The organism is Rhizobium sp. BK312 (assembly GCF_014193605.1).
In the GTDB taxonomy this organism is placed as follows: Bacteria; Pseudomonadota; Alphaproteobacteria; order Rhizobiales; family Rhizobiaceae; genus Rhizobium.
Genome location: NZ_JACHZP010000005.1, coordinates 195,990 through 220,657, shown reverse-complemented (window position 1 = coordinate 220,657; position 24,668 = coordinate 195,990). Strand labels below are relative to the sequence as shown.

The 24,668-nt window shown below is 61.8% G+C and carries 18 protein-coding genes; 11 read left to right on the top strand and 7 right to left on the bottom strand.

From position 1 onward, the window contains the following. Positions 1–22 precede the first annotated feature (22 nt). Positions 23–1,276 carry an aminopeptidase gene (locus FHT85_RS15915; protein ID WP_112409760.1) on the top strand — a complete coding sequence of 418 codons (1,254 nt, stop codon included), beginning with the start codon at positions 23–25 and terminating at the stop codon, positions 1,274–1,276. A 73-nt stretch (positions 1,277–1,349) separates the two neighbouring features. Here the strand turns inward: FHT85_RS15915 and FHT85_RS15910 are convergent, their stop codons facing one another. Both FHT85_RS15910 and xseA read right to left on the bottom strand, forming a co-directional pair. Then, complete coding sequence (locus tag FHT85_RS15910; RefSeq protein ID WP_112409759.1) at positions 1,350–1,940, bottom strand: NAD(P)H-dependent oxidoreductase; 591 nt, start codon at positions 1,938–1,940, stop codon at positions 1,350–1,352. Then, entirely contained in the window at positions 1,940–3,556 is a 1,617-nt protein-coding gene (gene xseA, locus FHT85_RS15905) for an exodeoxyribonuclease VII large subunit (protein WP_112409758.1), read from the bottom strand. The genes FHT85_RS15910 and xseA overlap by 1 nt, the downstream gene beginning before the upstream one ends. A gap of 238 nt (positions 3,557–3,794) precedes the next feature. On the opposite strand from xseA, the gene FHT85_RS15900 reads away from it, so the two are divergent. Then, positions 3,795–4,022: a homogentisate export protein gene (locus FHT85_RS15900; protein ID WP_112409757.1), complete on the top strand. Its 228-nt coding sequence runs from the start codon at positions 3,795–3,797 to the stop codon at positions 4,020–4,022. 83 nt (positions 4,023–4,105) lie between these two features. Here the strand turns inward: FHT85_RS15900 and FHT85_RS15895 are convergent, their stop codons facing one another. Further along, a complete protein-coding gene (locus FHT85_RS15895; RefSeq protein ID WP_112409895.1) occupies positions 4,106–5,944 on the bottom strand; it encodes a hypothetical protein in 1,839 nt (612 codons plus the stop codon). A 239-nt stretch (positions 5,945–6,183) separates the two neighbouring features. Between FHT85_RS15895 and FHT85_RS15890 the strand changes: the two genes are divergently transcribed. Both FHT85_RS15890 and FHT85_RS15885 read left to right on the top strand, forming a co-directional pair. Then, entirely contained in the window at positions 6,184–7,197 is a 1,014-nt protein-coding gene (locus FHT85_RS15890) for a glycosyltransferase (protein WP_112409756.1), read from the top strand. Then, a complete protein-coding gene (locus FHT85_RS15885; RefSeq protein ID WP_069611041.1) occupies positions 7,194–7,580 on the top strand; it encodes a GtrA family protein in 387 nt (128 codons plus the stop codon). Before FHT85_RS15890 ends, FHT85_RS15885 begins: the two co-directional genes overlap by 4 nt. Before the next feature lie 66 nt (positions 7,581–7,646). On the opposite strand, the gene FHT85_RS15880 is transcribed toward FHT85_RS15885, so the two are convergent. Continuing rightward, positions 7,647–8,633 (bottom strand): Gfo/Idh/MocA family protein, encoded by a 987-nt coding sequence (locus FHT85_RS15880; RefSeq protein ID WP_112409755.1) that lies wholly within the window; start codon positions 8,631–8,633, stop codon positions 7,647–7,649. A 272-nt stretch (positions 8,634–8,905) separates the two neighbouring features. Here FHT85_RS15880 and FHT85_RS15875 point away from each other — a divergent pair, with 272 nt between their 5' ends. Both FHT85_RS15875 and FHT85_RS15870 read left to right on the top strand, forming a co-directional pair. Continuing rightward, on the top strand, positions 8,906–9,856 hold the full coding sequence (locus FHT85_RS15875; RefSeq protein ID WP_112409754.1) for an aldo/keto reductase: 951 nt from the start codon (positions 8,906–8,908) through the stop codon (positions 9,854–9,856). A gap of 13 nt (positions 9,857–9,869) precedes the next feature. Further along, a complete protein-coding gene (locus FHT85_RS15870) occupies positions 9,870–10,313 on the top strand; it encodes a GNAT family N-acetyltransferase (protein ID WP_112409753.1) in 444 nt (147 codons plus the stop codon). Here the strand turns inward: FHT85_RS15870 and FHT85_RS15865 are convergent. Continuing rightward, positions 10,303–10,920 (bottom strand): hypothetical protein, encoded by a 618-nt coding sequence (locus tag FHT85_RS15865; RefSeq protein WP_112409752.1) that lies wholly within the window; start codon positions 10,918–10,920, stop codon positions 10,303–10,305. The two genes, FHT85_RS15870 and FHT85_RS15865, sit on opposite strands and share 11 nt — an antisense overlap. Positions 10,921–11,085: 165 nt before the next feature. Here FHT85_RS15865 and FHT85_RS15860 point away from each other — a divergent pair, with 165 nt between their 5' ends. Further along, the gene (locus FHT85_RS15860) at positions 11,086–11,580 is read left to right on the top strand and encodes a ferritin-like domain-containing protein (protein WP_112336778.1); all 495 of its coding nucleotides are present in this window, start codon (positions 11,086–11,088) and stop codon (positions 11,578–11,580) included. A gap of 58 nt (positions 11,581–11,638) precedes the next feature. On the opposite strand, the gene FHT85_RS15855 is transcribed toward FHT85_RS15860, so the two are convergent. Further along, positions 11,639–12,532, bottom strand: coding sequence for a LysR family transcriptional regulator (locus FHT85_RS15855; RefSeq protein WP_112409751.1), 894 nt, complete (start codon positions 12,530–12,532; stop codon positions 11,639–11,641). Positions 12,533–12,661: 129 nt separating this feature from the next. Between FHT85_RS15855 and FHT85_RS15850 the strand changes: the two genes are divergently transcribed. The 4 genes from FHT85_RS15850 to FHT85_RS15835 all read left to right on the top strand — a co-directional run bounded on the left by FHT85_RS15850 (position 12,662) and on the right by FHT85_RS15835 (position 21,985). Beyond that, complete coding sequence (locus tag FHT85_RS15850; RefSeq protein WP_112409750.1) at positions 12,662–13,657, top strand: aldo/keto reductase; 996 nt, start codon at positions 12,662–12,664, stop codon at positions 13,655–13,657. Positions 13,658–13,912: 255 nt separating this feature from the next. Next, positions 13,913–19,435 (top strand): alpha-2-macroglobulin family protein, encoded by a 5,523-nt coding sequence (locus FHT85_RS15845; protein ID WP_112409749.1) that lies wholly within the window; start codon positions 13,913–13,915, stop codon positions 19,433–19,435. 9 nt (positions 19,436–19,444) lie between these two features. Then, positions 19,445–21,532, top strand: a complete 2,088-nt coding sequence (gene pbpC / locus FHT85_RS15840) for a penicillin-binding protein 1C (RefSeq protein WP_112336782.1) — start codon at positions 19,445–19,447, stop codon at positions 21,530–21,532. A 93-nt stretch (positions 21,533–21,625) separates the two neighbouring features. Beyond that, entirely contained in the window at positions 21,626–21,985 is a 360-nt protein-coding gene (locus FHT85_RS15835) for a nuclear transport factor 2 family protein (protein WP_015338486.1), read from the top strand. A 249-nt stretch (positions 21,986–22,234) separates the two neighbouring features. Here the strand turns inward: FHT85_RS15835 and pheT are convergent, their stop codons facing one another. Next, positions 22,235–24,658, bottom strand: a complete 2,424-nt coding sequence (gene pheT / locus FHT85_RS15830; protein ID WP_112409748.1) for a phenylalanine--tRNA ligase subunit beta — start codon at positions 24,656–24,658, stop codon at positions 22,235–22,237. Between the last annotated feature and the right edge of the window lie 10 nt (positions 24,659–24,668).

Below are 24,668 nucleotides of genomic sequence, written 5' to 3'. Positions count from 1 at the left end.
TATCAGCCAAGCAGGTTTTGTCATGACGTCAGCCATCCCCAACCATCATCCCGTCGATCACGCCAAGCTGGAAAAGCTTGCGGAAGTAGCCGTAAGGGTCGGGTTGCAGCTGCAGGCAGGCCAGGATCTATTGATAACAGCGCCGGTCGCGGCGATGCCGCTGGTGCGGCTGATCACGCGCGAGGCCTACAAGGCCGGTGCCGGCCTCGTCTCGACCTTCTATTCCGACGAAGAAACGACGCTTGCCCGCTACGAATGCGGCCAGGATGCGAGCTTCGACCGCGCCGCCACATGGCTCTATGAAGGCATGGCCAAGGCCTTCTCCAACAATACGGCACGCCTCGCGATTGCCGGCGACAATCCGATGCTCCTGTCCAACCAGGACCCCAACAAGGTGGCGCGCGCCAACCGCGCCAACTCGGCCGCCTACAAGCCGGCGCTCGAAAAGATCTCGAATTTCGACACGAACTGGAACATCGTCTCCTATCCGAACCCCTCCTGGGCAAAGCTCGTCTTCCCGAACGATCCGGAGGCGATCGCGGTGGCAAAACTTGCCAAGGCCATCTTCTCGGCTTCACGCGTCGATGTCGAAGATCCGATCGCTGCCTGGGCCGAGCACAATGCCAATCTGCACAAGCGCTCGGCCTGGATGAACGGCCAGCGTTTTTCCGCCCTGCATTTCCAGGGACCGGGCACCGACCTGACGGTCGGCCTGGCCGACGGCCATGAATGGCACGGCGGCGCTTCCACCGCCAAGAACGGCATCACCTGCAACCCGAACATCCCGACGGAAGAGGTCTTCACCACGCCGCATGCGCTGCGCGTCGAAGGCCATGTTTCCTCCACCAAGCCGCTGTCGCATCAGGGCACGCTCATCGACAATATCCAGGTCCGCTTCGAAGGCGGCCGGATCATCGAGGCCAAGGCAACGCGCGGCGAGGAAGTGCTGAACAAGGTGCTCGACACCGACGAAGGCGCACGCCGGCTCGGCGAAGTGGCGCTAGTGCCGCATTCCTCGCCGATTTCGGCAAGCGGTATCCTGTTCTACAACACGCTCTTCGACGAAAACGCCTCATGCCACATCGCGCTCGGCCAGTGCTATTCCAAGTGCTTCATCGACGGTGCCAAGCTCAGCCAGGAGCAGATCAAGGCGCAGGGCGGCAATTCCAGCCTGATCCACATCGACTGGATGATCGGTTCCGACAAGGTCGATATCGACGGCATCAATGCCGATGGCTCGCGCGTGCCCGTCATGCGCAAGGGCGAGTGGGCATAACCCAGTTCGGATATTCGAATGCGATCATGCCGCGGTACTCCTGCCGCGGCATATTTTTTTGGAAATCGTGAGATCAAATCGTCGCCAGCGCTCGCTTGACGCGTTCGAGATGCGCCTTGCGCCCGGCATCGGTCACGCGGTCCATATCATGCAGCGCCAGCATGTGGAAATTCAGCCGCTTGGCGCAGAAGGCGGCGATGCCGCGCTTCAACAGGCGCCGCACCGGATTGCCCATGTAGAGATGCACGATCCACCAGGGAGAGCCGGTCGTCGTCACCGCCCAGAATAGGCGGATATTGGTGAGCTTCGGCACGATACGCCCGCCGGCGACATCGTGGGTGAAGGCGACACCGGGCGCAAAGGCGCGATCGAAGAAGCCCTTGAGGATCGCCGGGAAATTGAACCACCATTGCGGAAAGACGAGGATCAGTCCCTCCGCCGCCTGCAACCGTGCGACCATGGCATCGACGCCAGAGGTATCATAGGGCTGGTCGAAATAGCCGCGCCGCTCGGCTTCGGACAGACGCGGATCGAAGCCCTCGCGATAGAGATCGAGCAGATCGACCTGGTGACCGCGAGCGACGAGCGTTTCCTGCGCAAGCTTTGCCACGGCGGCGGCAAAGCTGTCCTCCAGCGGATGGGCCAGCACCAACAGGATGCGCATCAGAACAGGCTTCCCTGCTTCGGTGGAGCGGCAGGCTCTGCCGGTTTGGTGACACGCTTCTTCAAAGGCGCGGTGCCTGATGGCGGTGCGGATGAAGACGGTGGGGAGGCGTCATCGCCGGTGACGGCCCCGATGCGGCCATCCGCGAATTCGATCGAAATGGCCGCACCCACCGAAAGTGCTGCCGCCAGCGAAACCGGGCGGTCATCCTCGTCGCGCACAACGGCATAGCCGCGCTTCAGAACATTCTTGTAGGAGAGCGACTGCAGGATGCGCTCCTGCGCCGTAAGTTCGCTGCGCGCGCGGGTCAGCTGGTGGCGGATGGCGGTATCGGCGTGGCGAACGAGATTGCCGAGGCGATCACGCGCCCTGCCCGTCTGCGCTTCGAGGCGCAATGGCAAGGTAGCAAAAACTGCATCGGCTCGCTCGATGCGGGCACGGGACCGGTCGAGCATGCGCTCAATGGTGCGCTCCGCGCGGGTCATCCGTTCGCCCAATTGCTGGCGGCGCTCGGCGATCCGATTCGACAGAATATCGGGTCGGAGATGCGACGCCGTGCGCTCGAAGGAGCGGCGCTTGTTGAGCGTGTTCAGCTCCAGCCCGCGGCCAAGGCCGGCGGCCGCTTCGTCGAAGCGCCGGCGCGGCAGAGCCAGGATCTGGTCGAGGGAAGGCAAGGCGCGCAGCAGCGCGCGAACCGCCTGCCGCCGTTGATCCATCTGTCTCGTCATCCCCCCTTGCAGCCGGGCTGCAAGGCTTGCGAGTTGCGCCTCCAATTCGGCCCGAACAGGCACGGCCATTTCCGCCGCACCTGTCGGCGTTGGGGCGCGCACGTCGGCGGCATAGTCGATCAAGGTCCAGTCGGTCTCGTGGCCAACGGCCGAGATCAGCAGGATCTCACTCGCGGCTGCGGCGCGGACGACCGCCTCGTCGTTAAAACTCCACAGATCCTCGAGACTGCCGCCGCCGCGCGCGACAATCAGCACATCGGGGCGCGGGATCGGGCCGCCAGGCGCAAACTCGTTAAAGCCGCGGATGGCGTTGGCTACTTCATCGCCGGAGCCGTCGCCCTGCACCTTCACCGGCCAGACGAGGACGTGCACGGGGAAACGATCGGAGATGCGATGCAGGATATCGCGAATGACGGCGCCTGTCGGCGACGTCACGACGCCGATCACCTTGGGCATGAAGGGCAGCCGGCGCTTGCGCTCGGGATCGAAGAGGCCTTCGGCGCCGAGCTTGCGCTTGCGTTCCTCCAGCAGCGCCATCAGGGCACCGGCGCCGGCAGGCTCCAAGGTTTCGATGACGATCTGGTATTTCGACGAACCCGGGAAAGTCGTCACCTTGCCCGTCGCAATGACTTCCATTCCCTCTTCAGGGCGGAATTTCAGCTTGGAAAATGTGCCTTTCCAGATCACCGCATCGATCCGCGCGCGATCATCCTTCAGCGCGAAATAGGCATGGCCCGAGGAATGCGGACCGCGATAGCCGGAAATTTCACCGCGCACACGCACCTGGTCGAACGCATTCTCGACCGTGCGCTTGATCGATCCGGATAGTTCCGAGACGGAGTATTCCGTCAGGTTCGAGGGCGAATCATTCTCAAAAAAGCTGCTCATGTCCTCTTTCTAGCCGATGTCGCGGAAAATGCGGAGCCTTGCGCATATCGCTTAAGTTTGAATCGATCGAACGACAGGATTGTGCGCATATTTAAGGTACTGCCGCCTCCTTTGCATGTCCCATAAAGGGCGTGGAGCCTATTGCTTCATCAAGCGTTAACCTTAACGACAAAGCCTTTCTTAGCCATCCGCGCGTAAACCTGTGCAAACTGGTTCTTAGTAAAGAGGATATAGAGCGATGATATTCGTGACCGCCACGATCATCGGAATTGCCGCCGGCCTGCAACGCTCGACGATCGGCGCCCTGCTCGGCGTGGCATTGGTGAGCATCGCCTTCATGGCGGCCGTTGCGATATCGATCGTTCCGCCGCCGCTGACGATATTGTTTATCGCGCTCGGCGGCTACAATCTCGGCTTTATCGGCTATCTCATGACAGCCGATATGCTGGAACAGCGCCGGGCTTAGACCCAATATCTAAGAGTATTCTGCGGCTTCCCGCTCGTAATGGCGTGGTTTGGAGATTCCGCGCAGAGCTGAACGGCTCCAGCTCAATTCTGCGGCGTGACGCGGAAGAACTGCACATCCGATTCCGCCGACGCCGCAATCGGCTCCAGATAAGCCGGGACATGCCCGGCGCTCAGCTGCGCATAAAGCCCCTTCGGCGCCCGCTCACTCACCAGCTCCACCTGCGGATCTCCCTTGCAGAAGGCGACAATCGTCACCTTTGCCTCACGCAAAAGCGCTTCTGCCTGTTGCGGCTCCGCAAGGCCAATAAGCAGCTCGGCCATCATTCCATCAGGATCGCGGTGATAGGGACCGGAGAGGGTGCGATGGGGGGTGAAGCGCAGAAGCGGCGCTCCCAGGTTGGAGGCCGCCGCGACCACCCCCGGCGCAAGACCCGCGATCGGTCGCAGGGCCTGCTGGGATATACAGTTGGCAGTCTCCTCCGCCTTGACTGGCGCCGCGACCATAAAACCATTGACGACCCCCTTGCTTGCAAGTGCGCCGCCCACGGCCCAAACGGCTGGGACAGAGGCCAATAACGTCCCCGCATAAAGCAGGATCGCACGCAGATTTTTGGGATCGGCCATGTAGTTCTTTCGCAATTCGGCGATCAGCAATGCCAGTGGCGGTATGGCCAGGAGATTGGCGAATTCTGTGCCGCGTACTTGCACCAGCGTGATCACCCAATTGATCGCGATCAGCGCCATCAGCATTGCGTGGAGGCTCGGCCGGGTGCCTCGCAGGATACGAAAGGCGCAGACGAGCATCGCCAGAAGACCCGTTGCGTAGAAGACGCCGAGCGTATCCGGCTGACGGTTGGCCACGGAGATAATCGATTGTGCCTCGGTCACCCTGCTGAGCCAGAAATCCACCAGCATGGGGTCCAGATCGGAAAGCGGATTGCGCAGGCATTGCGGCGCAAGTGCGACGGTTATCGCAAACACGAATGCGCCGTTGACCGCGAGAATTGCAATGCGCCAGGGCCGGGAGAGACGGCTGGCAAAAATGGACGACAAGAGAAGTCCGACGCAGCCTGCGCTGGTGATGCCGTAAAAGCCGAGCGAGAGATTGTCGCATGTGACCATCGAGTAAAGACGCGGCGGCACCAGCGAGAAGAAGGCGGCGCTGACGGCGATCGTCAGGGTCAGGGCAAAAGCCTTGGCAGCGGGTGCGAATATCTCGCCTTTCCAGGCCCACAAACAGGCAACCGACATGCAGGCGACGGCGACAAAGGGTGTTGTCTCCGCGCCGATACCGAGCTGGATGGCAAGGGCAATGGCGGCGATCGCAAAGTTGCGAGGTCTGTAACTTTCGTCGACGAGCATTGCGACGGTAAGCGCGACGAGGCCGAGCTGAACATTGTCGTGATCGATGGAGCCCGGCACGAAGCGCGGCGAAAGCAGGACAAACAGCGCCGTCAGGATCAGCGAGAAGTGCATGCCTTCCACGCCGGCGATGCGCCGACCTGCAAGACCCATGAAGAACATCAGCGGCAGGACGAGCATAAGAGGCCACACCGTTAGCGCGGCCGCCTCGGCGCCTTCCGGTGAAAGGAACATCCGGAAGAAGAGGATGAGGCTTGCGATCGGCAGATCGATGAAGCGCGACCAGTGCATCAGCGTCCCGCCCGCAAGGCCGAGACGGTACTGCATCATGTCGAACCAGCCCTGGCCGGCGAGAAAATCGCGCACTTCGACAAGACGCATGGCATCGTCATTATCCGGCCCGACATAGTCCGTCAGGTTGCGATGAATGATGAGCTGCGCGACGATGACGATGGCGGCATAGACCAGAGCAGCGAGAGCAGGATGAGACCAACGCAGAGGCGCCTTCTTTTCTGCCGTTCCGGCTGCCTCGGGCGGCATTGCCAGCGTTTGCGCCATCTCGATGAACCCCATGTTGGAAGGATAGTCGGGGCGATACGCTAACGGTTGCCGATCAAAAAAAAGTAAAGCCGCTGCCTACAGCCGCTTTCATCACGATAATGTTTTTCGCAGCGCCGGTATCCCGCCTTTTTTATTGGGCAGCCATAGGGTCTTATTAACAGCCAGCGGGATAAGCTCTCGCCCGGATCGTCAATCGGGTCTCGACTTGACTTCACACGCAGCAACCGGCCAAGACCATGTCGAATGAGAAGCTGAATATCGCCGTCCTCCTGCCCTGCTACAATGAAGCTGCAACGATCGGCGAGGTCGTGCGCGGCTTCCGCAAGGCGCTGCCGCAGGCCGCGATCTATGTCTACGACAATAATTCGACCGACGGCACCGCGCTGCATGCCATGCTTGCCGGCGCGACCGTCGTGCGCGAGCGCCGGCAAGGCAAGGGACATGTGGTGCGCCGCATGTTCGCCGATATCGAAGCTGACATCTATCTGATGGCCGATGGCGACGGCACCTATGCACCCGAAGACGGAGAAGAGCTGATCCGCACGTTGCTGACCGAGGGATCCGATATGGTGGTCGGCACCCGCCGCAACGTTCGCAACGACGCAGGCCGGCAGGGCCATGCCTTCGGCAACCGCATTTTCAACTGGCTCTATCGCAGCATCTTCGGCGCCGATTTCACCGATATATTTTCCGGCTACCGCTGCTTCTCGCGGCGTTTCGTCAAGAGCTTTCCTGCCGTGTCTGGCGGTTTCGAGATCGAGACGGAAATGTCGGTTCATGCCTCCAGGCTGAAGCTGCCCGTCAGCGAGCTGGAACTCGATTACGGTCGGCGGCCGGAAGGCTCGCATTCGAAGCTTTCCACCTTCCGCGACGGTGGCAAGATCCTCTGGATGTTCGCCATGCTGATGAAGGAAACGCGGCCTTTCGCCTTCTTCGGCATCCTGAGCGCCGTTGCGATGGAGCTGAGCATAGGCTTCTCCATCCCGGTCTTCATCGAGTATTTCGAAACCGGACAGGTCTTGCGCATGCCGAGTTGGATGCTCTCCCTGGCGCTGACAATGATCGCCTTCATGCTGTTCACAGCCGGTATCATCCTCGATTCCGTGGCGCGCGCCCGCGCCGAACAGTTGCGCATTCACTATATGAGCCTGCCCAGGCCCTCCTCGCGCGAAAGCGAAGATGACAGGGCGGTTTACATGGCTGAGATCGACAAGCCGGCAAGCCGGAAGAAAAGGGCCAAGGCTGCATGAAGAAGCTCTTTCGCTTCCTGATCGCTGGCGGTGTCGGCTTCGTGGTCGATGCGGGCGTGCTGCATCTGTTGCTCTGGTTCACGCCCTTCGGCCCCTTCGTCGGCCGCGCCATATCGATCCCGAGCGCGCTGCTTGCCACTTGGGTACTCAACCGCAACTTCACCTTCGGCCGATCCGACCGCTCGCTTGCGGCGGAGGGCTTCCGCTACGGCTCGGTCGGGCTGACCTCGGCTCTACTGAACTACGCCCTTTTCAGCTCGCTGCTGATGACCGAACCGTCATTGCGGCCGATCATCGCGCTGACGCTGGCATCGGCGGCGGCAACAGCGTTCAGCTTCTTCGGCTATTCACGCTTCGTCTTCCGCCACCGGCAAAATTCCTGAAGCAATTCCAGGAAAAGTGTGCAGCGGTTTTCCGTCCGGAATTGCGTCGCACGATAAGGAACGCCCTCAGACCGGCTCCCAACCATCCTTCTCGCTGGCGCGGTAGATGGCGTCGATGACCTTCTGGTTGAGCTTCGAGCTTTCCAGCAACACGACCTCTGCGCCTTGGCCGAGCGCGGCTGAGGCGAAAGCTTCAGCCTCGCGCCTGTATTGGCGACTGTCGGGGAAACGGAAAACTTGCGATTCCGAATGGCCGCGATTGGTCAACTCCAGCTCTTCAGCACCATAGCGATCGGCATTGAAGGGCGACTTCACCTCGATGAAACCCTCGGTGCCATGGAAGACCATGACCTGGCGGTTGGCCATCTGCGTTGAGATGTAGAAGCTCAGTTCGAAGTCGCCGAAATCCGCTTTGACGCTGGAATAGATGTCGGTGCCGAATTCCGGGTCACGCTCGGTGACGGCCTGAATGCGTAGGGGTTCGCGACCGGTGACGAAACGGGTGCTGATTGTCGGGTAGACACCGATGTCAGGCAGGCCGCCGCCGCCGAGCGCAGGGATATTGCGCATATTGCCGGCATCGCGGTTGAAATAGGTGAAGGCGCCCTGGATGTGGCGCAGGCGGCCAATGGCGCCATCGGCGAGCAGCGAGCGAACCTTCCGCCAGACCGGCGCATAGGTAACCATATAGGCTTCCGTCACCAGCACCTTGTTGCGGTCGCGCGCGGCGATCAGGCTGTCGATTTCATCCGCCTTGAGGGCGATCGGCTTTTCGCAGAGCACGTGCTTGCCGGCATCGGCAGCCTTGATCGTCCATTCGACGTGCTGAGAAGTCGGCAACGGGATATAGACGGCGTCGATCGCATCGGAGGCGAGCATCTCCTCATAGGAGCCAAAAGCATGCGGCACGGAGAAGCGGTCTGCCATCTGGCGGGCACGGGCGAGATCGCGGCTGGCGATCGCCGTCACAATGCAGTTTTCCGCATCCTGGATGGCCGGCACCACTAGATCGCGACCGATCTTGGCCGTCGACAGAATTCCGAAACGCAGCATGATCTCTCTCCTTAAGCATCGCATTCCAGACGCTGGCCGCGCCACAGGAACCGGTAAAATCGAAAATCAGAGCTGGCGACTCGACGCCGCAGCAGCGGCGCTGACCTTAAGCGGCGGTCGCAACGGGCGCAACGCTGTTCGGCTAAGTGTCTTTCGCCCATAAATAAAGAAATCGTTAGTGGTCTTTGTCGGCAAAGGTCGTTAGCCTGCGCTGTCCCTTCGCGCCGGCGCCTGCTCGCCGAGCTGCCCCTCAAGTGATTTGGAGTGATATCATGGACATGCGCAAGCTTGGACGAACCGATCTGTTTGTCGCCCCCATCGTTTTCGGCGGCAACGTCTTCGGCTGGACGGCCGATGAGAAAACTTCCTACGCACTGCTCGACGCCTTCTTCGATGCCGGCTTCAACACGATCGACACGGCCGATGTCTATTCCCGCTGGGTTCCCGGCAATAAGGGCGGCGATTCCGAGGAGATCATCGGCAGGTGGCTGAAGCAGAGCCGCGTTTCACGCGACAAGGCCATCATCATCACCAAGGTCGGATCGGAGATGGGGCCGGGCAAGAAGGGCCTCAAGGCCGACTACATCATCGAGGCGGCGGAAGCCTCGCTGAAGCGGCTGCAGACCGATCACATCGACCTTTATCTCTCGCACTGGCCGGATCCCGAGACGCCGCATGAGGAATCGCTTGCCGCCTATGCCAAGCTGAAGCAACAGGGCAAGATCCGCCATGTCGGCTGCTCGAACCTCGATGCGACGCAGCTGCAGGCGTCGCTCGATGCTGCCGCCGAGGCTGGCCTGCCGCGCTACGACGTGCTCCAGCCCGAATATAATCTTTATGCCCGCGACAGCTTCGAGGGACCGCTGGCGGATCTCTGCGTCAGGGAAGACATCGGCGTCATCACCTATTTCAGCCTCGCAGCCGGCTTCCTGACTGGCAAGTACCGCACCAAGGCCGATACCGAGGGACGGGCACGCGAAAACCGGGTTGCCGCCTATCTCGACGACAAGGGCCTGCGGATTCTCGCAGCGCTCGACAAGGTCGCGGCCGAAACCGGCGCGAAGCCCGCCGAAATCGCGCTTGCCTGGCTCTTGCGCAAGCGTGGCGTTACCGCCCCGATCGCCAGCGCGACCAGCCTCAACCAGCTCGACGCGCTCATCAATTCGGCAAAGCTTTCGCTTTCCGATGATGCCATGCGCCTGCTCGACGCAGCCGGCGAATAAGAGAGACAAGCCAATGACCGTGACGATCCGAGACGCCGGACCCGACGATGAAGCGCGCTGGCGCGCGCTATGGAACGGCTATCTGGCCTTCTACGGCGTCACCGTCGCGCCCGACATCACCGATGCGACGTGGCGCCGGGTCTTCGATCCGGCGTCGGCGATCTTCATGCGCGTGGCCGAAGTCGATGGCGAGGTAAAGGGCTTTACCCTCAGCCTCACGCATGAAGGCACATGGGTGCGCGCACCCGATTGCTATCTGGAAGACCTGTTCGTCGATGAAAGTGCCAGGGGCCACGGCGTCGGCCGGGCGCTGCTCGACGATCTCGTCGCGCTGTGCAAGAAAAACGGCTGGGCACGGCTTTACTGGCACACAGAAGAAGGAAATGCGACCGCCCGCAAGCTCTATGACAGCTACGTTAAGAGCGACGGGCATATTCGCTATCGCATCAGCTTCTAAGTTTGGGAAAGCCCTCATAATGGGCGGAATGATCGCCCTCCCAGTTGGCCATGCCTGGCTTGGTCAGCATGCCACGTGGGCTGACATAGCTCTGGATGGTTCGCTTGGGCCGCTCGTGCCACTGGATGTTGAAGGCCCAGAGCTTCGGGAAGAAGCAGAGCGAGGCGTAGGGCAGATGATCGTGGATCCACCAGGCGAGTTTCTGCCAATCGCCTTCGTGGCTATGGTGATCGATCAGCCAGGGCACGACGATGCAGACGGCCGCCCCCATGCAGCCGTCGAGATCGCGCATATCCCAGATGTGGTGCGCAGCGGTGTGGGGATTGGTCGAGCAGTTCAGCCCGTTCCTGTTGCCGAAGGCATTGACCTCCGGCGAGCGATAGCCGGAGCGGATATGTAGCCGGCCAAAGGTCGCCTCCAGCGGCTCCAGCAATTCCTCGCAAAGCCGGCGTCCGGCCTCGATTGCCAGATCGGGATCCTCCGGAATATTGGGGATGCGATAGAAATCTGATATTTCCGAATGCAGGAAATCGCGAAAGAAGAAGTTTTTCGATAGCCTGACGCGGCCGAGATCCTCAAGCCCCCTCATTGACCCCGGTTTTCTCATCGCTTGAACTTCCTCCTCGCCATCGCTGCATTTCAGCCGACTTTAAAGCGGATCGCCACCCGAATCCGTCAGCAACGGGAACAATTCGACCCACGCCGACTTTCGTAAGGGCCGCTGACTGCGGCAAGCCGTTGAAAATCGGGTTCCCGAATATGGAGAGAAACAATGCCGAAGGAAAAAACGCTGGAAGATCTTTTCTACGACACGCTGAAAGACATCTACTATGCCGAAAGGCAGATCGTGCGGGCATTGCCCAAGATGGCGCGCGAGGCACAATCGCCGGATCTGAAGGCCGGCTTCGAAAAGCATCTGCAGGAAACCGAAGGCCATGTCGAACGCCTGCAGCAGATCTTCGACCTGATCGGCAAGCGCGCCCAGGGCAAGACCTGCGAAGCCATCCAGGGGATCATTGCCGAAGGCGAGGAGATCATCGAGGAATTCAAGGGAACGCCGGCTCTCGATGCCGGATTGATATCGGCGGCGCAGGCCGTCGAGCACTATGAGATCGCCCGCTACGGAACGTTGCGCACCTGGGCGAACACGCTCGGCCAGAAGAAGGTCGTCGAACTGCTCGACCAGACGCTCCAGGAAGAGGGAAATGCCGACAAGAACCTCTCGAAGCTGGCGATGACCGCAGCCAATCAGAAGGCCGCAGCCTGACATCGCTTGCCTGCCCCCCCCAAGGATGGGGCGGCGGACTGGTCCCCACCGCCGCCCCTCACGGTCCCGTATATTTGAAGAAGTCGATGAAGGCCCTGAGCGCCGGGCGCATTTGACGGCGGCTCGGATAGTAGATGCAGAAGCCGGGATAGGGAGGGCACCAATCCTCGAGTACGCGGATGAGCTTGCCCTCGGCCAGTTCCTGCTGCACGCGGATATCGAACAGATAAGCAAGGCCGGCACCGTTAACGGCCGCCAGAACCCCGAGCCTATCCTCGATGACGATCAGTGGGCCATCGACGGCAACGACGAGCTCGTGGCCATCCTTCTCGAATTCCCAGCGATAGATCGAGCCATCGGTGAACCGCCGCTTGATGCAGCGGTGATGGACGAGATCACGCGGATGCAGCGGCTTCGCATGCTTCTCGAAATAGGCCGGCGACCCGGCAATGACGGTGCGGATATCAGGCGAGACCTTCACCGCGATCATGTCGCCTTCGATGCTCTCCGCCAGCCGGATACCGGCATCATAGCCCTCCTTGACGATATTGCTGAAACCATCCTCGTTGGCGATCTCCAGCGTGATGTCCGGGTAGGTATTAAGGAAGTCGCCAAGCCGTGGCGCCATCAGGAGATCGGAGGCAAAACGCGGGGCAGTGATGCGCAGCGTCCCCGCCGGGCGGCCCCGGGTCGCCAGCGTATCCTCCAGCGCAATATCGATTTCCTCCAGAGCGGGCGCCAGCCTTTGAAGCAGCGCCTGACCTTCCTCGGTCGGCAATACGCTGCGCGTGGTGCGGGCAAGCAGCCGCACGCCGAGGCTTTCTTCGAGGCTGGACACGGCATGGCTGACCGCCGATGGCGCGATCGACAGTTCCTTGCCGGCAGCGCGGAAGCTGCGATGGGCGGCGACGGCGGCAAAAACCGCGAGTTGGGAGAGCTGTGTCCGGTTCATTGATCTAAATTATAGAACAGCCTGTAAGAATTTGCATGGATTTTCATCCATTATCCAGAGCCCTACCTTGAGCTCGTAGGCAGGGGATACAAACCCTGCCGCTCCCATACGTCTCAAGAGGAACACACCATGAAAACCCGCAGGCTTGGCAAGGATCTCACCGTTTCCGCCGTTGGACTTGGCTGCATGGGCATGAGCTTTGCCTATGGCGCCGCTGACGAAGCCGAATCCGTCAAGACGCTCCATCGCGCCGTCGATCTCGGTGTCACTTTTTTCGATACGGCTGAAACCTACGGCCCGTTCACCAACGAGGAGCTGCTCGGCCGGGCACTGAAGCCTGTGCGCGACCGCGTTGTCATCGCCACCAAATTCGGTTTCAAGCTCGATCACACGAAATCTGGCCCCGCCGCCATGATCGGCGTCGATAGCCGGCCCGAGCATGTCAAGGAAGTTGCCGAAGCCTCCCTCAAACGACTTGGCACCGATATCATCGACCTCTACTACCAGCATCGCGTCGATCCGAACGTACCGATCGAAGATACGGTCGGCGCCATGGCGGAACTGGTAAGAGAAGGCAAAGTGCGGGCGCTCGGCCTTTCCGAAGCAGGCTCCGCCACCATCCGCCGCGCCCATGCGGTGCATCCGATCGCCGCCTTGCAGAGCGAATATTCGCTGTGGAGCCGCGACCCGGAAGAAGACGTGCTTGCCACCTGCCGTGAACTCGGCATCGGCTTCGTGCCCTATAGCCCGCTCGGCCGCGGCTTCCTGACCGGCGCGATCCAAAAGGCGGACGATCTTGCCGCCGACGATTTCCGCCGTTCGCTTCCACGTTTCCAGAGCGAGAATTTCGATGCCAACGCGGCGCTTGTCGCCAGATTGCAGGCGCTCGCCGAGGAAAAGGGCGTCACCGCGGCACAACTGGCGCTCGCATGGGTGCTGCACCAGGGTGACGACATCGTGCCGATCCCCGGCGCCCGCAAACTGCATCATCTCGAGCAGAACGCCGCGGCTGCCGATATCGTTCTTTCAGCACAGGAGGTGAAGGAACTCGGTGATATCATCACGCCCGAGACCGTCACTGGAAAGCGGTATTCGGATGCCGCATTGGCGATGACGAATATATGACAAATGGGCCGTCTCTTCCGCCCAAGCGACGACATCGGCCGTAAAGGCCGGTGTCATTTTGGGACCGAAAAGAAAAATGAAGCATCCTCAAGGGAATGGCCGAACATGCAAATCGCCTGAATTGCAGGCTTTTTCAAACTCCTAAGTTGATCGTCGTGGACGCGAAGCTCATTCAGAAGCTCGACGCTCGGTTGACAAACAGGCCCGAAATTTGAAGATTGCCGCCATCAAAAACGGGCAGCGTGGGGAGGACTTATGTCTAGGCGCGCGTTTATCGGCTTCTCTGCTTTTCTTCTCGCCACTTTCGCATCTCTGACCCCTTCGCTGACGGCTGACGTCAAGCGCCAGGTGGTTACCACGAAGGATGGCGATTACTTCGGCTTCGATCTGCGCACAGAGCAGAATGTGACGCTGGATCAGTGCTCCGCCTCCTGCATCGGCGACAAGTCCTGCAAGGCCTTCACCTACAATCCCAAGGTGAAGTGGTGCTTCATGAAGTCGGACTTCAACCAGCTCAATAGTTTTCCCGGCGCAATCGCCGGCAAGATCGTCGAGACGGCGGCTACCAGCGAGCCGGATATCGGCGCGGCCCCTGCCCTTTCATTCCTTTCCGACAATTTCGTCCAGAGCGCGCGTGATGCAAAGAACACGCTGACGCTCGGCAACGAGCTGAAGGGCCAGGGCGTTGAAAGCCTTATTGCGCTCGGCCGCATCGAACTGACCTCGGGCAATGTCAACGATGCGCTGAACGCCTTCCAGGGCGCTCTCTCGCTCAATCCCGACAACGGTGATCTGTGGATCGAGATGGCGCGCGCCGCCAATACGATCACGAACGAGACGTCTGTCGCCACTCGCGCCGCCTATGCCGCGCTCAACGGCTACCAGCTGACCCGCACGACGAGCAGCCGCGCCGATGCGCTCGCCGTTCTCGCCGAGGCGCTGAAGAATGCGCAGAACTATCGCCCCGCGCTCAGCGCTTACAAGGCAAGTCTCAATCTCGTCAGCTCAGCCGCCGTCCAGGCAGCCTATAACGATCTTCTGGCCCGTCAGGGCTTCCGCGTGACCGGCAACACGCTCGACAACGATAATGCCTCGCCGCGCGCCTGCGTGCAGTTCTCCGAAAAGCTGGTGAAGAGCGGCGTCGACTATACCCCCTTCGTCACCCTCAACGGCGCCGCGCCGAAGGGCGTCGATGCCAAGGACAACCAGATCTGCGTCGAAGGTCTGGAATTCGGCCAGCACTACCGTATCTCGCTGCGCGCCGGCCTGCCCTCCTCGGTGGATGAAAACCTCGCCTCGCAGGTCAATGTCGATATCTACGTCAAGGATCGCACGGCTTCGCTGCGCTTCACGGGCGACAATTTCGTCCTGCCTTCGACCGCGCGCCGCGGCATCCCGATCATTTCGGTTAACGCCAACACGGCCAATCTCAAGCTCTACCGCATCGGCGACCGCAATATCGCGCAACTTCTGAACAATTCGCAGTTCCTGACGCAGGTGGACAGTTACAGCGCCCAGACCATCCAGGATACCAATGGCGAACTGGTCTGGCAGGGCTCCATCGAGATCAAGCAGGAACTCAACAAGGAAGTCGCAACCAGCTTCCCTGTGGACGAGGCGCTGCCGAAGCGCAAACCCGGCGTCTATGTGCTGACGGCGGTTGCGCCCGAGAGCGGCGGCCATGAATGGGACCCGCAGGCGACACAATGGTTCGTCGTTTCCGACATCGGCGTCACCACCTATGCCGGCACCGACGGGCTGAATGTCTTTGCCCGCTCGCTCGGCAGCGCAAAGCCGCTGGCCGGCATCCAGCTGCAGCTGCTCGCCAAGAACAATGAAATCCTTGGTACCGCCAAGACCGATGACAATGGCCGCGCCGTCTTCAGCGCCGGCCTGATGCGCGGCACGGCGGGCATGACGCCGGCCGTCATCACCGCCCAAAACGGCGATCAGGATTATGTCTTCCTCGACATGACCCGCGCCGGCTTCGATCTTTCCGACCGCGGCGTTGCCGGTAGAACCGCACCGGGCGCGATCGACCTTTTGACCTGGACGGAACGCGGCATATACCGTGCCGGCGAGACGGTGCATGCTTCCGCCCTTGCCCGCGACGTCAGCTCGACGGCGGTGGAAAGCCTGCCGCTCACCTTCGTCTTCCTGCGCCCGGATGGCGTCGAGGATCGCCGCATCGTCACCGATGGCGGCAAGCTCGGCGGCTATAATGTCGATCTGCCGCTGCAGCAGACCTCGATGCGCGGCACCTGGACGATGAACATCTACACCGACCCGAAAGGCTCCTCCATCGGCTCGCAGACCTTCCTCGTCGACGATTTCGTGCCGGATCGCATCGAATTCGACATGAAGAGCGACGCCAAGGAGATCGAAGTCGGCCAGCCGACGCCGGTTAATGTCGATGGACGCTATCTCTATGGCGCGCCGGCCGCCGGCCTCAACCTCGAAGGCGAAGTGACGCTGAAGCCGACGCGCCAGAGCGATGCCTTCAAGGGCTATCAGTTCGGCCTCGCCGACGAAGGTGCCGGCAAGGCAAACGCAAATAATGATGATGACGACAGCAGCAGCGGCGATAGCAAGGCCGAGAGCACGCAGGTGCCGCTCGAAGACCTGCAGGTGCTGGACGAGAACGGTAAGACGACCTTCAACGTCACGATCAACGACACGCCTTCGACCACGCAGCTGCTGAACGCCAATATTACGGTGCGCATGCAGGAAGCCGGCGGTCGCGCTGTCGAGCGCTCGCTGACGCTGCCCGTCAAGGCGGATGGCCCACGCATCGGCATCAAGCCGGAATTCGACGGCGATCTCGGTGAAAATTCCGTCGGCAACTTCCATGTCATCGTTGTCGATGCCAATGGCCAGAAGCAGGCCATGCAGGGCCTGACCTGGAAGCTGCTGAGCGTCGAGCGCAATTATCAATGGTATCGCGACGGCAGCAGCTGGAAGTTCGAGCCTATCATGTCCACCAAGCAGGTGGCGGTCGGCACGGTCAACGCCACGACGGACGGTGCGGCGATTTCCATGCCGGTCACCTGGGGTCGCTACCGCCTCGAAGTCTCCACCGCCGATGCGAACGGCCCGGAATCGAGCGTCGAGTTCAATGCCGGCTGGTATGTCGCCTCCACCTCGACGGAAACGCCGGATGCGCTGGAGATCGCACTCGACAAGGAAAGCTACCATGTCGGCGACACGGCCAAGCTGAAGGTCACCTCGCGCTATGCCGGTCAGTTGATGGTGACGGCCGGGTCGGAAACGCTGATCTCGGTCACCAACGCCGATATCGGCGCGACAGGCGGCGAAGTCGACGTTCCTGTAACGGCGGATTGGGGCGCCGGCACCTATCTGACGGCCACTCTTTTCCGCCCTGGCGACGCCCAGGAAAGCCGCATGCCGATGCGCGCCATCGGCATCAAATGGGCCCCCGTCGATCCCGGCGAGCGGAAGCTGCAGATCAAGATCGACGCGCCGCAGAAGACGCTGCCACGCCAACCGCTCAACATCGCCCTGCAGGTTGCGGGTGCAGGCGCCAATGAGGACGCCTATGTCACGATTGCCGCCGTCGATGTCGGCATCCTCAATCTCACGCGCTACCAGCCGCCGGCACCGGATGACTGGTATTATGGCCAACGCCAGCTCGGCCTCGAAATCCGCGATATTTACGGCCGCCTCATCGATGGCTCGCTCGGCGCGACGGGTAAGCTGCGTACCGGCGGCGACGGCGGACAGGCAGCCCTGCAGGCGAGCCCGCCGAAGGAAAAGCTGATCGCCTTCTTCTCCGGTCCGATCAAGCTCGATGCCAATGGCAAGGCGAATGTCAGCTTTGATATTCCGCAGTTCAACGGCACGGCACGGCTGATGGCCGTCGCCTGGTCGAAAGCCGGCGTCGGTCACGCGACACAGGACGTGATCATCCGCGATCCCGTCGTCGTCACCGCCAGCCTGCCGAAATTCCTGGCACCGGGAGACAAGGCGAATCTGCGTCTCGATGTCGCCAACACGGACGCACCAGCCGGCGAATACACCCTCGCGGTAACAGGCAACAGCGCCGTGACCATGGATGCAAGCGCCACGCAGCAGAAGGTCAACCTGCAGACCGGCGGCAAATACGCCATCACCCTGCCGCTGACCGGCGGACAGCCAGGCGACGGCACGATCTCGATCAAGCTCTCGAATGCATCAGGCATGTCGCTCGACCAATCGGTCGATATTCCCGTTCGCCCGTCGCAGCTGCCGGTCACCGAACGGCGTGTCATCGCGCTTGCGCCAGGCAAGAGCCTGACCGTCAATGCCGACCTTCTCGCCGACAGCGTGCTGCCCGGCGCCTCGGTCAGCGTCAATGTCAGCCGTTCCAGCGCCTTCGACGTGCCGGCGCTTTTGATGAGCCTCAGCCACTATCCCTATGGCTGCGCGGAACAGACGGCGAGCAGCGCCATGCCGTTGCTCTACTTCAGCGACATGGCCATCAAGAACGGCCTGGCCAATGACGCCGAGATCCAGAAGCGCGTGCAGGATTCGATCTATCGCGAACTGTCCTACCAGTCCTCGACCGGCAGCTTCGGCCTCTGGGGTCCGGGCTCCGGCGATCTCTGGCTCGACGCCTATGTGATGGACTTCCTGACCCGCGCCCGCGAGCAGAAGTACAACGTGCCGGATCAGGCCATGGTGCAGGGTCTCGAAAACCTCCAGAATGCACTCAGCGCCAACACCAACGTCAAGGATAACGGCAACGAGATCGCCTATGCGCTCTACGTGCTGGCGCGCAACAAGAAGGCTTCGATCAGCGATCTGCGCTACTATGCGGACACCATGCTGAACGACTTCCCGACGCCACTTTCCAAGGCGCATCTGGCCGCGGCTCTCGCGCTCTATGGGGATGCACAGCGCTCGCGCAACATCTTCGTGGATTCGCTGCAGATGTCGCAAAAGGCAGCGGTGACAAAGGTCAGCTTCGTCCGCTCGGATTACGGCTCGTCGCTGCGCGACGGTGCCGCGGTACTGGCGCTTGCGGCCGAAAGCCGCCCCGTGCCGCCGATCATTCCGGAACTCGCAAGCGTCGTCGCCAAGGATTGGCAGAGCCGGAAATATACCAGCACGCAGGAACAGACCTGGATGCTGCTCGCCGCCCGCGCTCTACAGAATGGCGATGACGGCCTGACGCTCGATGTCAACGGCGCTGCCCATAGCGGCACCTATATGGCGCAGATGAGCGGCGATGCGCTGATGGGCCACCCGCTGACCGTCACCAATACGACGCGCCAGCCGCTGTCGGCTGCCGTGACCACGGTCGCGGCTCCGGTGGCGCCGCTGCCCGCTGGCGGTAACGGCTTCAAGATCGAGCGCAAATATTACACGCTCGACGGCGAAGAGGCGAATGTCAGCCAGGCACAGCAGAACGAACGCTACGTAGTCGTGCTGCACGTGACCGAGGACAATGACTGGCCGCAGCGCATCCTCGTGACCGATCTCCTGCCGGCAGGCTTCGAGATTGACAATCCGAGCATCGTCAACAGCGCCCAGCTTTCGAACTTCGACTGGCTCAGCGAAGTTCAGCCTGCTCATGTCGAATTCCGCAACGACCGCTTCGTCGCTGCCTTCGATCAGAATTCCGGGGCAGATCGCGACATGACCTTCGCCTATGTCGTGCGCGCCGTGACCCCCGGCGTCTATGATCATCCGGCCGCAAGCGTCGAGGACATGTATCGTCCCCAGTTTTCGGCCCGCACGGCGATGGGTCGCATGGAGGTGCTGGGCGCCCAGCAGTAAGAAGCAGCCATGAAGGCGCGGTGGAAAATTGCGATCGGCTTTGGAGCCACCGTCTTGACGGCGGTGGCTCTGGTCTTCGGCCTGGAAGCCGCAGACCACGCCTATCCGCCGCCGCTCGACAATGCCCGCGTGGTGTCCGCCGAAGTGCTCGATGCCAACGGCGATCTCCTGCGCGCCTTCGCCACGCCCGAGGGGCGCTGGCGGCTGAAGACCGGCGTTGCCGATGTCGATCCGCAATTTCTGCGTATGCTGGTCGCCTATGAGGACCGGCGCTTCTACGATCACCATGGCGTCGATCCCATGGCGATCGGCCGCGCCTTCCTCCAACTCCTCACGCATGGCCGCATCGTGTCAGGCGGCTCGACGCTCTCCATGCAGGTGGCGCGCCTGATCGAGCCCCGCAGCGAGCGCTCGATGACGGCGAAACTCCTGCAGGTCGTCCGTGCCATCCAGATCGAACGGCGGCTGACCAAGGAACAGATCCTCGATCTCTATCTGACGCATGCCCCCTATGGCGGCAATCTGGAAGGCGTGCGGGCCGCGAGCCTTGCCTATTTCGGCAAGGAGCCGAAGCATCTGACGGTCGCGCAGGCTGGCCTGCTGGTTGCCCTGCCGCAACTACCGGAAAAGCGCCGGCCAGACCGCAATCTTGCCGCCGCCCAGGCTGCCCGCCATCGCGTGCTCGAGCGCGCGGCCGTGGCTGCCGTTATCGGCGAAGGCGAAGCGGAACGTGCCTCGCTTTCACCAATTCCTGCTCAGCGCCGGCAACTGCCGGCCTATGCCGCGCATGTCGCCGAATTGGCACTGCGCAAGCAGTCTGGCGTCATCAAGCATAAGACGACATTGCGACGCGATGTGCAGCAGGGTCTGGAAGCCGTTGCGGATGCGGCGGCAAAGCGGCTTGGGCCGAAAGTATCGGTCGCTATGATCATGGCGGACGCCAAGACCGGCGAGATCATCGGTGAAGTCGGCTCGGCCAATTATTTCGATTCCTCGCGTGCCGGCTGGGTCGATATGACCCGCGTGCTGCGCTCGCCCGGCTCGACGCTGAAGCCCTTCATCTACGGCCTTGCTTTCGAGCAGGGCTATGTGGCGCAGGAGACGATTATCGAGGATCGCCCCGCCGACTTCTACGGCTATCGCCCACGCAATTTCGACATGAGCTACCAGGGCGATGTCAGCGTGCGCCAGGCGCTGCAGCTGTCGCTCAATGTACCGGCTGTGCGCCTGCTCGACGCGGTCGGGCCGACGCGGCTGCTGGTGCGCTTCCGCCGCGCCGAGGTGAAGCCGAAGTTGCCGCCGAACGAAGCTCCGGGCCTTGCCATCGGCCTCGGCGGCGTCGGCGTGACGCTGAAGGATCTCGTGCAGCTCTATGCCGGGCTTGCCAATCGCGGCAAGGCCATGCGGATCGGCGATGGCGTGCAGGACGAGCCGGGACCGATCGACGGCGAGCCACTGATGGAGCCGATCGCGGTGTGGAACATCACCGACATTCTCTCCGACATCATTGCCCCGCGCGGCAGCAAGCAGCTCGGCATCGCTTACAAGACCGGAACCAGCTACGGCAATCGCGATGCCTGGTCGATCGGCTATGACGGCGCGCATGTGCTCGGCGTATGGGTCGGCCGTCCGGACAATGGCGCCGTACCGGGGCTGGCGGGCTATGTTTCGGCCGCACCCATCCTGTTCGAGGCCTTCGCCAAATCGGGCGTTGCCATAACCCCCTTCCCTGCCGCTCCGATGGGCGCCGTGCGCATCGCGCCGACCGAGCTGCCGATCAGTCAGCGACGCTTTTCCGTGACCGCCGCCGGGCTGCTGGCTGCCTCCAGCCGCGAACCGGCGCCGCAGATCGTCTATCCGCCGGAAGGTGCACGCGTCGATCTCGGCGCCAGCAGCGGCAACGATCAGATCATGCCGCTGGCGTTGAAGCTGCAGGGCGGCAGGGCGCCGTTCCGCTGGCTCGCCAACGGTAAGCCGCTGCCCGACATGTCGCGCCGCCGCACCAACCAATGGACGCCCGATGGCGCCGGCTATTCGACGCTGACCGTCATCGATGCAGCCGGGCGCGCGGCAAGCGTGCGCGTCTTCGTGGAATAGACGTCGTCAAATCACTGAGATTACCGTACCAGCGTTTTGGCAGTCGGCGGTGTCTATGATATGTTAGACATGACTCAAACGAGGAATGACAAGATGTCGGAAGAGCAGGCAATCCGCGCGGTTGTTCATCTCTACGTCGATGGCATGGCATTCGCGAACGAGCCGGCGCTGCGCAAGGCCTTCCATCCGCGAGCAGCGATCATCGGCAATTATCAAGGCGCGGTGGAATGGATGACGCGGGATGAGTTCATTGCCGCGATCGTCGAGGAAGGCAGCGCCCCGCCCGGCACCATACCGCTGATGGAGATCGAGTTGATCGACATCGAAGGCGATGCTGCAAGCGTCAAGGTCGTCGACGAATTCGCCGGGATGCGGTTTTCGGACTATCTATCGCTGGTGAAGATCGATGGCCGGTGGAGTGTGGTGAACAAGGTTTACCATCTGCATCGGTAGGTGAGGCGGCACCGAGGATGCCGTGCCCCTGATACCCCCCTCTGTCACTTCGTGACATCTCCCCCACAAGGGGAGATTGTTGGGAGTATGCGGCGCGCTCTTCCAAATCTAAGAGCTTCAGTGTCTGCAGCTTCGATAGTTGATCGAGGCGAGAAGATTCCGCGAGTTACCAATCTCCCCCTTGTGGGGGAGATGTCGCGACAGCGACGGAGGGGGTGACAGACCCTCCGCGAACTCGGCCGCAGCCGATTACGCTCTCAACACCCCACCCGTCGACTTGGTGACGTTCGCCACGATCTTCTGCGTCAGCGCCTCGAAATCCTCATCCGTCAGCGTGCGCTCTGCCGGCTGGATCTGCACTTCGATGGCAATCGACTTCTTGCCTTCGCCGAGCGACGCGCCCTCGAAAATGTCGAAGACGTTGACGCCGGTGACCAGCTTGCGGTCGGCACCGGCAGCCGCGCGGATGACGGCCCCGGCTTCCACCGACCTGTCGACCACGAAGGCGAAGTCGCGCTTGACGGCCTGGAAGGGAGAAAGCTCCAGCGCCGGCTTGGTGCGCGTGGCCTTCTTCTTCGGTTCGGGCATGGCATCGATATAGACTTCAAAGCCGGCAAGAGCGCCGGAGACATCCAGCGCTTCCAGCGTCTTCGGATGGAATTCACCGAAATAGCCGAGCACGACCTTCGGACCCATCTTGATAGTGCCGGAGCGACCGGGATGATACCAGGCCGGGCCACCCTGCTCGATCTGGATATTGCCCATCGGCAGGCCGCAGGCCTCGATGACGGCCAGAGCATCGGCCTTGGCGTCGAAAACGTCGACCGGCTTGCCGCCGCCCTTGGTGGCGTTCGACCACATGCGGCCGGCGCCGGCAAGCGATGCCGTGCCGCGGCGAATACCCCCGGCAACGCGTCGCTGTCCCTCAGGCGTGTCGTTCTCATACGTGCCCGAGACTTCGAAGATTGCGACGTCGCCATAGCCCTTGTCGGCATTGCGCTGCGCAGCCGACAGCAGGCCCGGCAGCAGCGAAGGACGCATATCGGACATGTCTGCGGCGATCGGGTTCGCAAGCTTCAGCGCGTTGGAGCCGCCGCCGAAGAGCTTGGCCTGATCTTCCGAGATGAAAGACCAGGTGACGGCTTCCAGCATGCCGCGTGATGCCAGCGCGCGCTTGGCGGTGCGCGTGCGGATCTGCAGCGTCGTCAGGATCTTGCCATTGACGGCGGCGTGGCTGCTAAGCGGCTGCGGCTTGATGTTATCGACACCGTGGATGCGCATGATCTCTTCGACAAGATCGGCCTTGCCATCGACATCAGGGCGCCAGGAGGGTACCGCGACGGAGACACGCTCACCCGAACCGGAAACCGAAAAGCCGAGCTTCGTCAGGATCGACTTGCTCTCGTCGGCCGAAACTTCGAGGCCGGTCAGGCGCTTGACTTCCGACAGCGGGAAATCGACAACCTTCGCCTCATAACCCTTGTAGCCTTCGACGCGGGCTTTGGCAGCCGTGCCGCCGCAGCAGGCAAGCACCAGCTCCGTGGTGCGCTCAAGGCCGGGCACCATATATTCCGGATCTACGCCGCGCTCGAAGCGATAGCGCGCGTCGGTGATGATGCCGAGGCTGCGGCCCGTCTTGGCAATGTTCATCGGGTCCCAAAGTGCCGATTCGATCAGCACGTCGGTCGTATTCTCGTCGCAGCCGGAATGCTCACCGCCCATGATGCCGCCGATCGATTCGACGCCGTTGCCATCGGCGATGACGACGTTGCTGGGGTTGAGCTTGTATTCGCGCTCGTCCAGTGCCAGCACGGTCTCTCCGTCCCTGGCGCGGCGGACGACCAGATTGCCTTTGACCTTGGCGGCGTCGAAGACGTGCATCGGCCGACCCTGGTCGAAAGTCATGTAGTTGGTGATATCGACCAGCGCACTGATCGGACGGAGGCCGATCGCGAGCAGGCGCTGCTGCATCCACTTCGGGCTCGGGCCGTTCTTGACGCCGCGCACGAGGCGAAGCGCAAAGCCCGGGCAAAGGCTGATATCGTCGAGCTCGATCTTGAGTTCGGTCGGCGTTTCACCTTGGACAGGAAACGTTGGCGTAAGGCGGGGCTTTAGCGTGCCAAGGCCGGAGGCGGCGAGATCGCGGGCAATGCCATAGACGCCGGTGCAATCCGGGCGGTTCGGTGTCAGGTTGATCTCGATGACCGGATCGTCGAGGCCGGCATAGGCAGCGAAGCTCGTGCCGACGGACGCATCTTCCGGCAGATCGATGATGCCGTCATGGCTGTCGGAGATTTCCAGTTCCTTTTCCGAGCACATCATGCCGCGGCTCTCGACGCCGCGAATGTTGCCGACCGTGAGCGTCACATCGATGCCGGGAACATAGGTGCCGGGGGCCGCGAAGGCACCGACGAGGCCGGCGCGCGCATTGGGGGCGCCACAGACCACCTGAACGGGCGCGCCGCTACCGGTGTCGACCATCAGCACCTTCAGGCGATCGGCCTGCGGGTGCTTTTCGGCCGAGAGAACCTTGGCGATGACGAAGGGCTTGAATGCGGCCTTGTCGTCCACTTCTTCCACTTCCAGCCCGATCATCGTCAGGCGGGCGCAGATCTCGTCGAGCGTGGCGTCGGTTTCCAGGTGCTCTTTCAGCCAGGAGAGTGTGAATTTCATGTGCTTTATC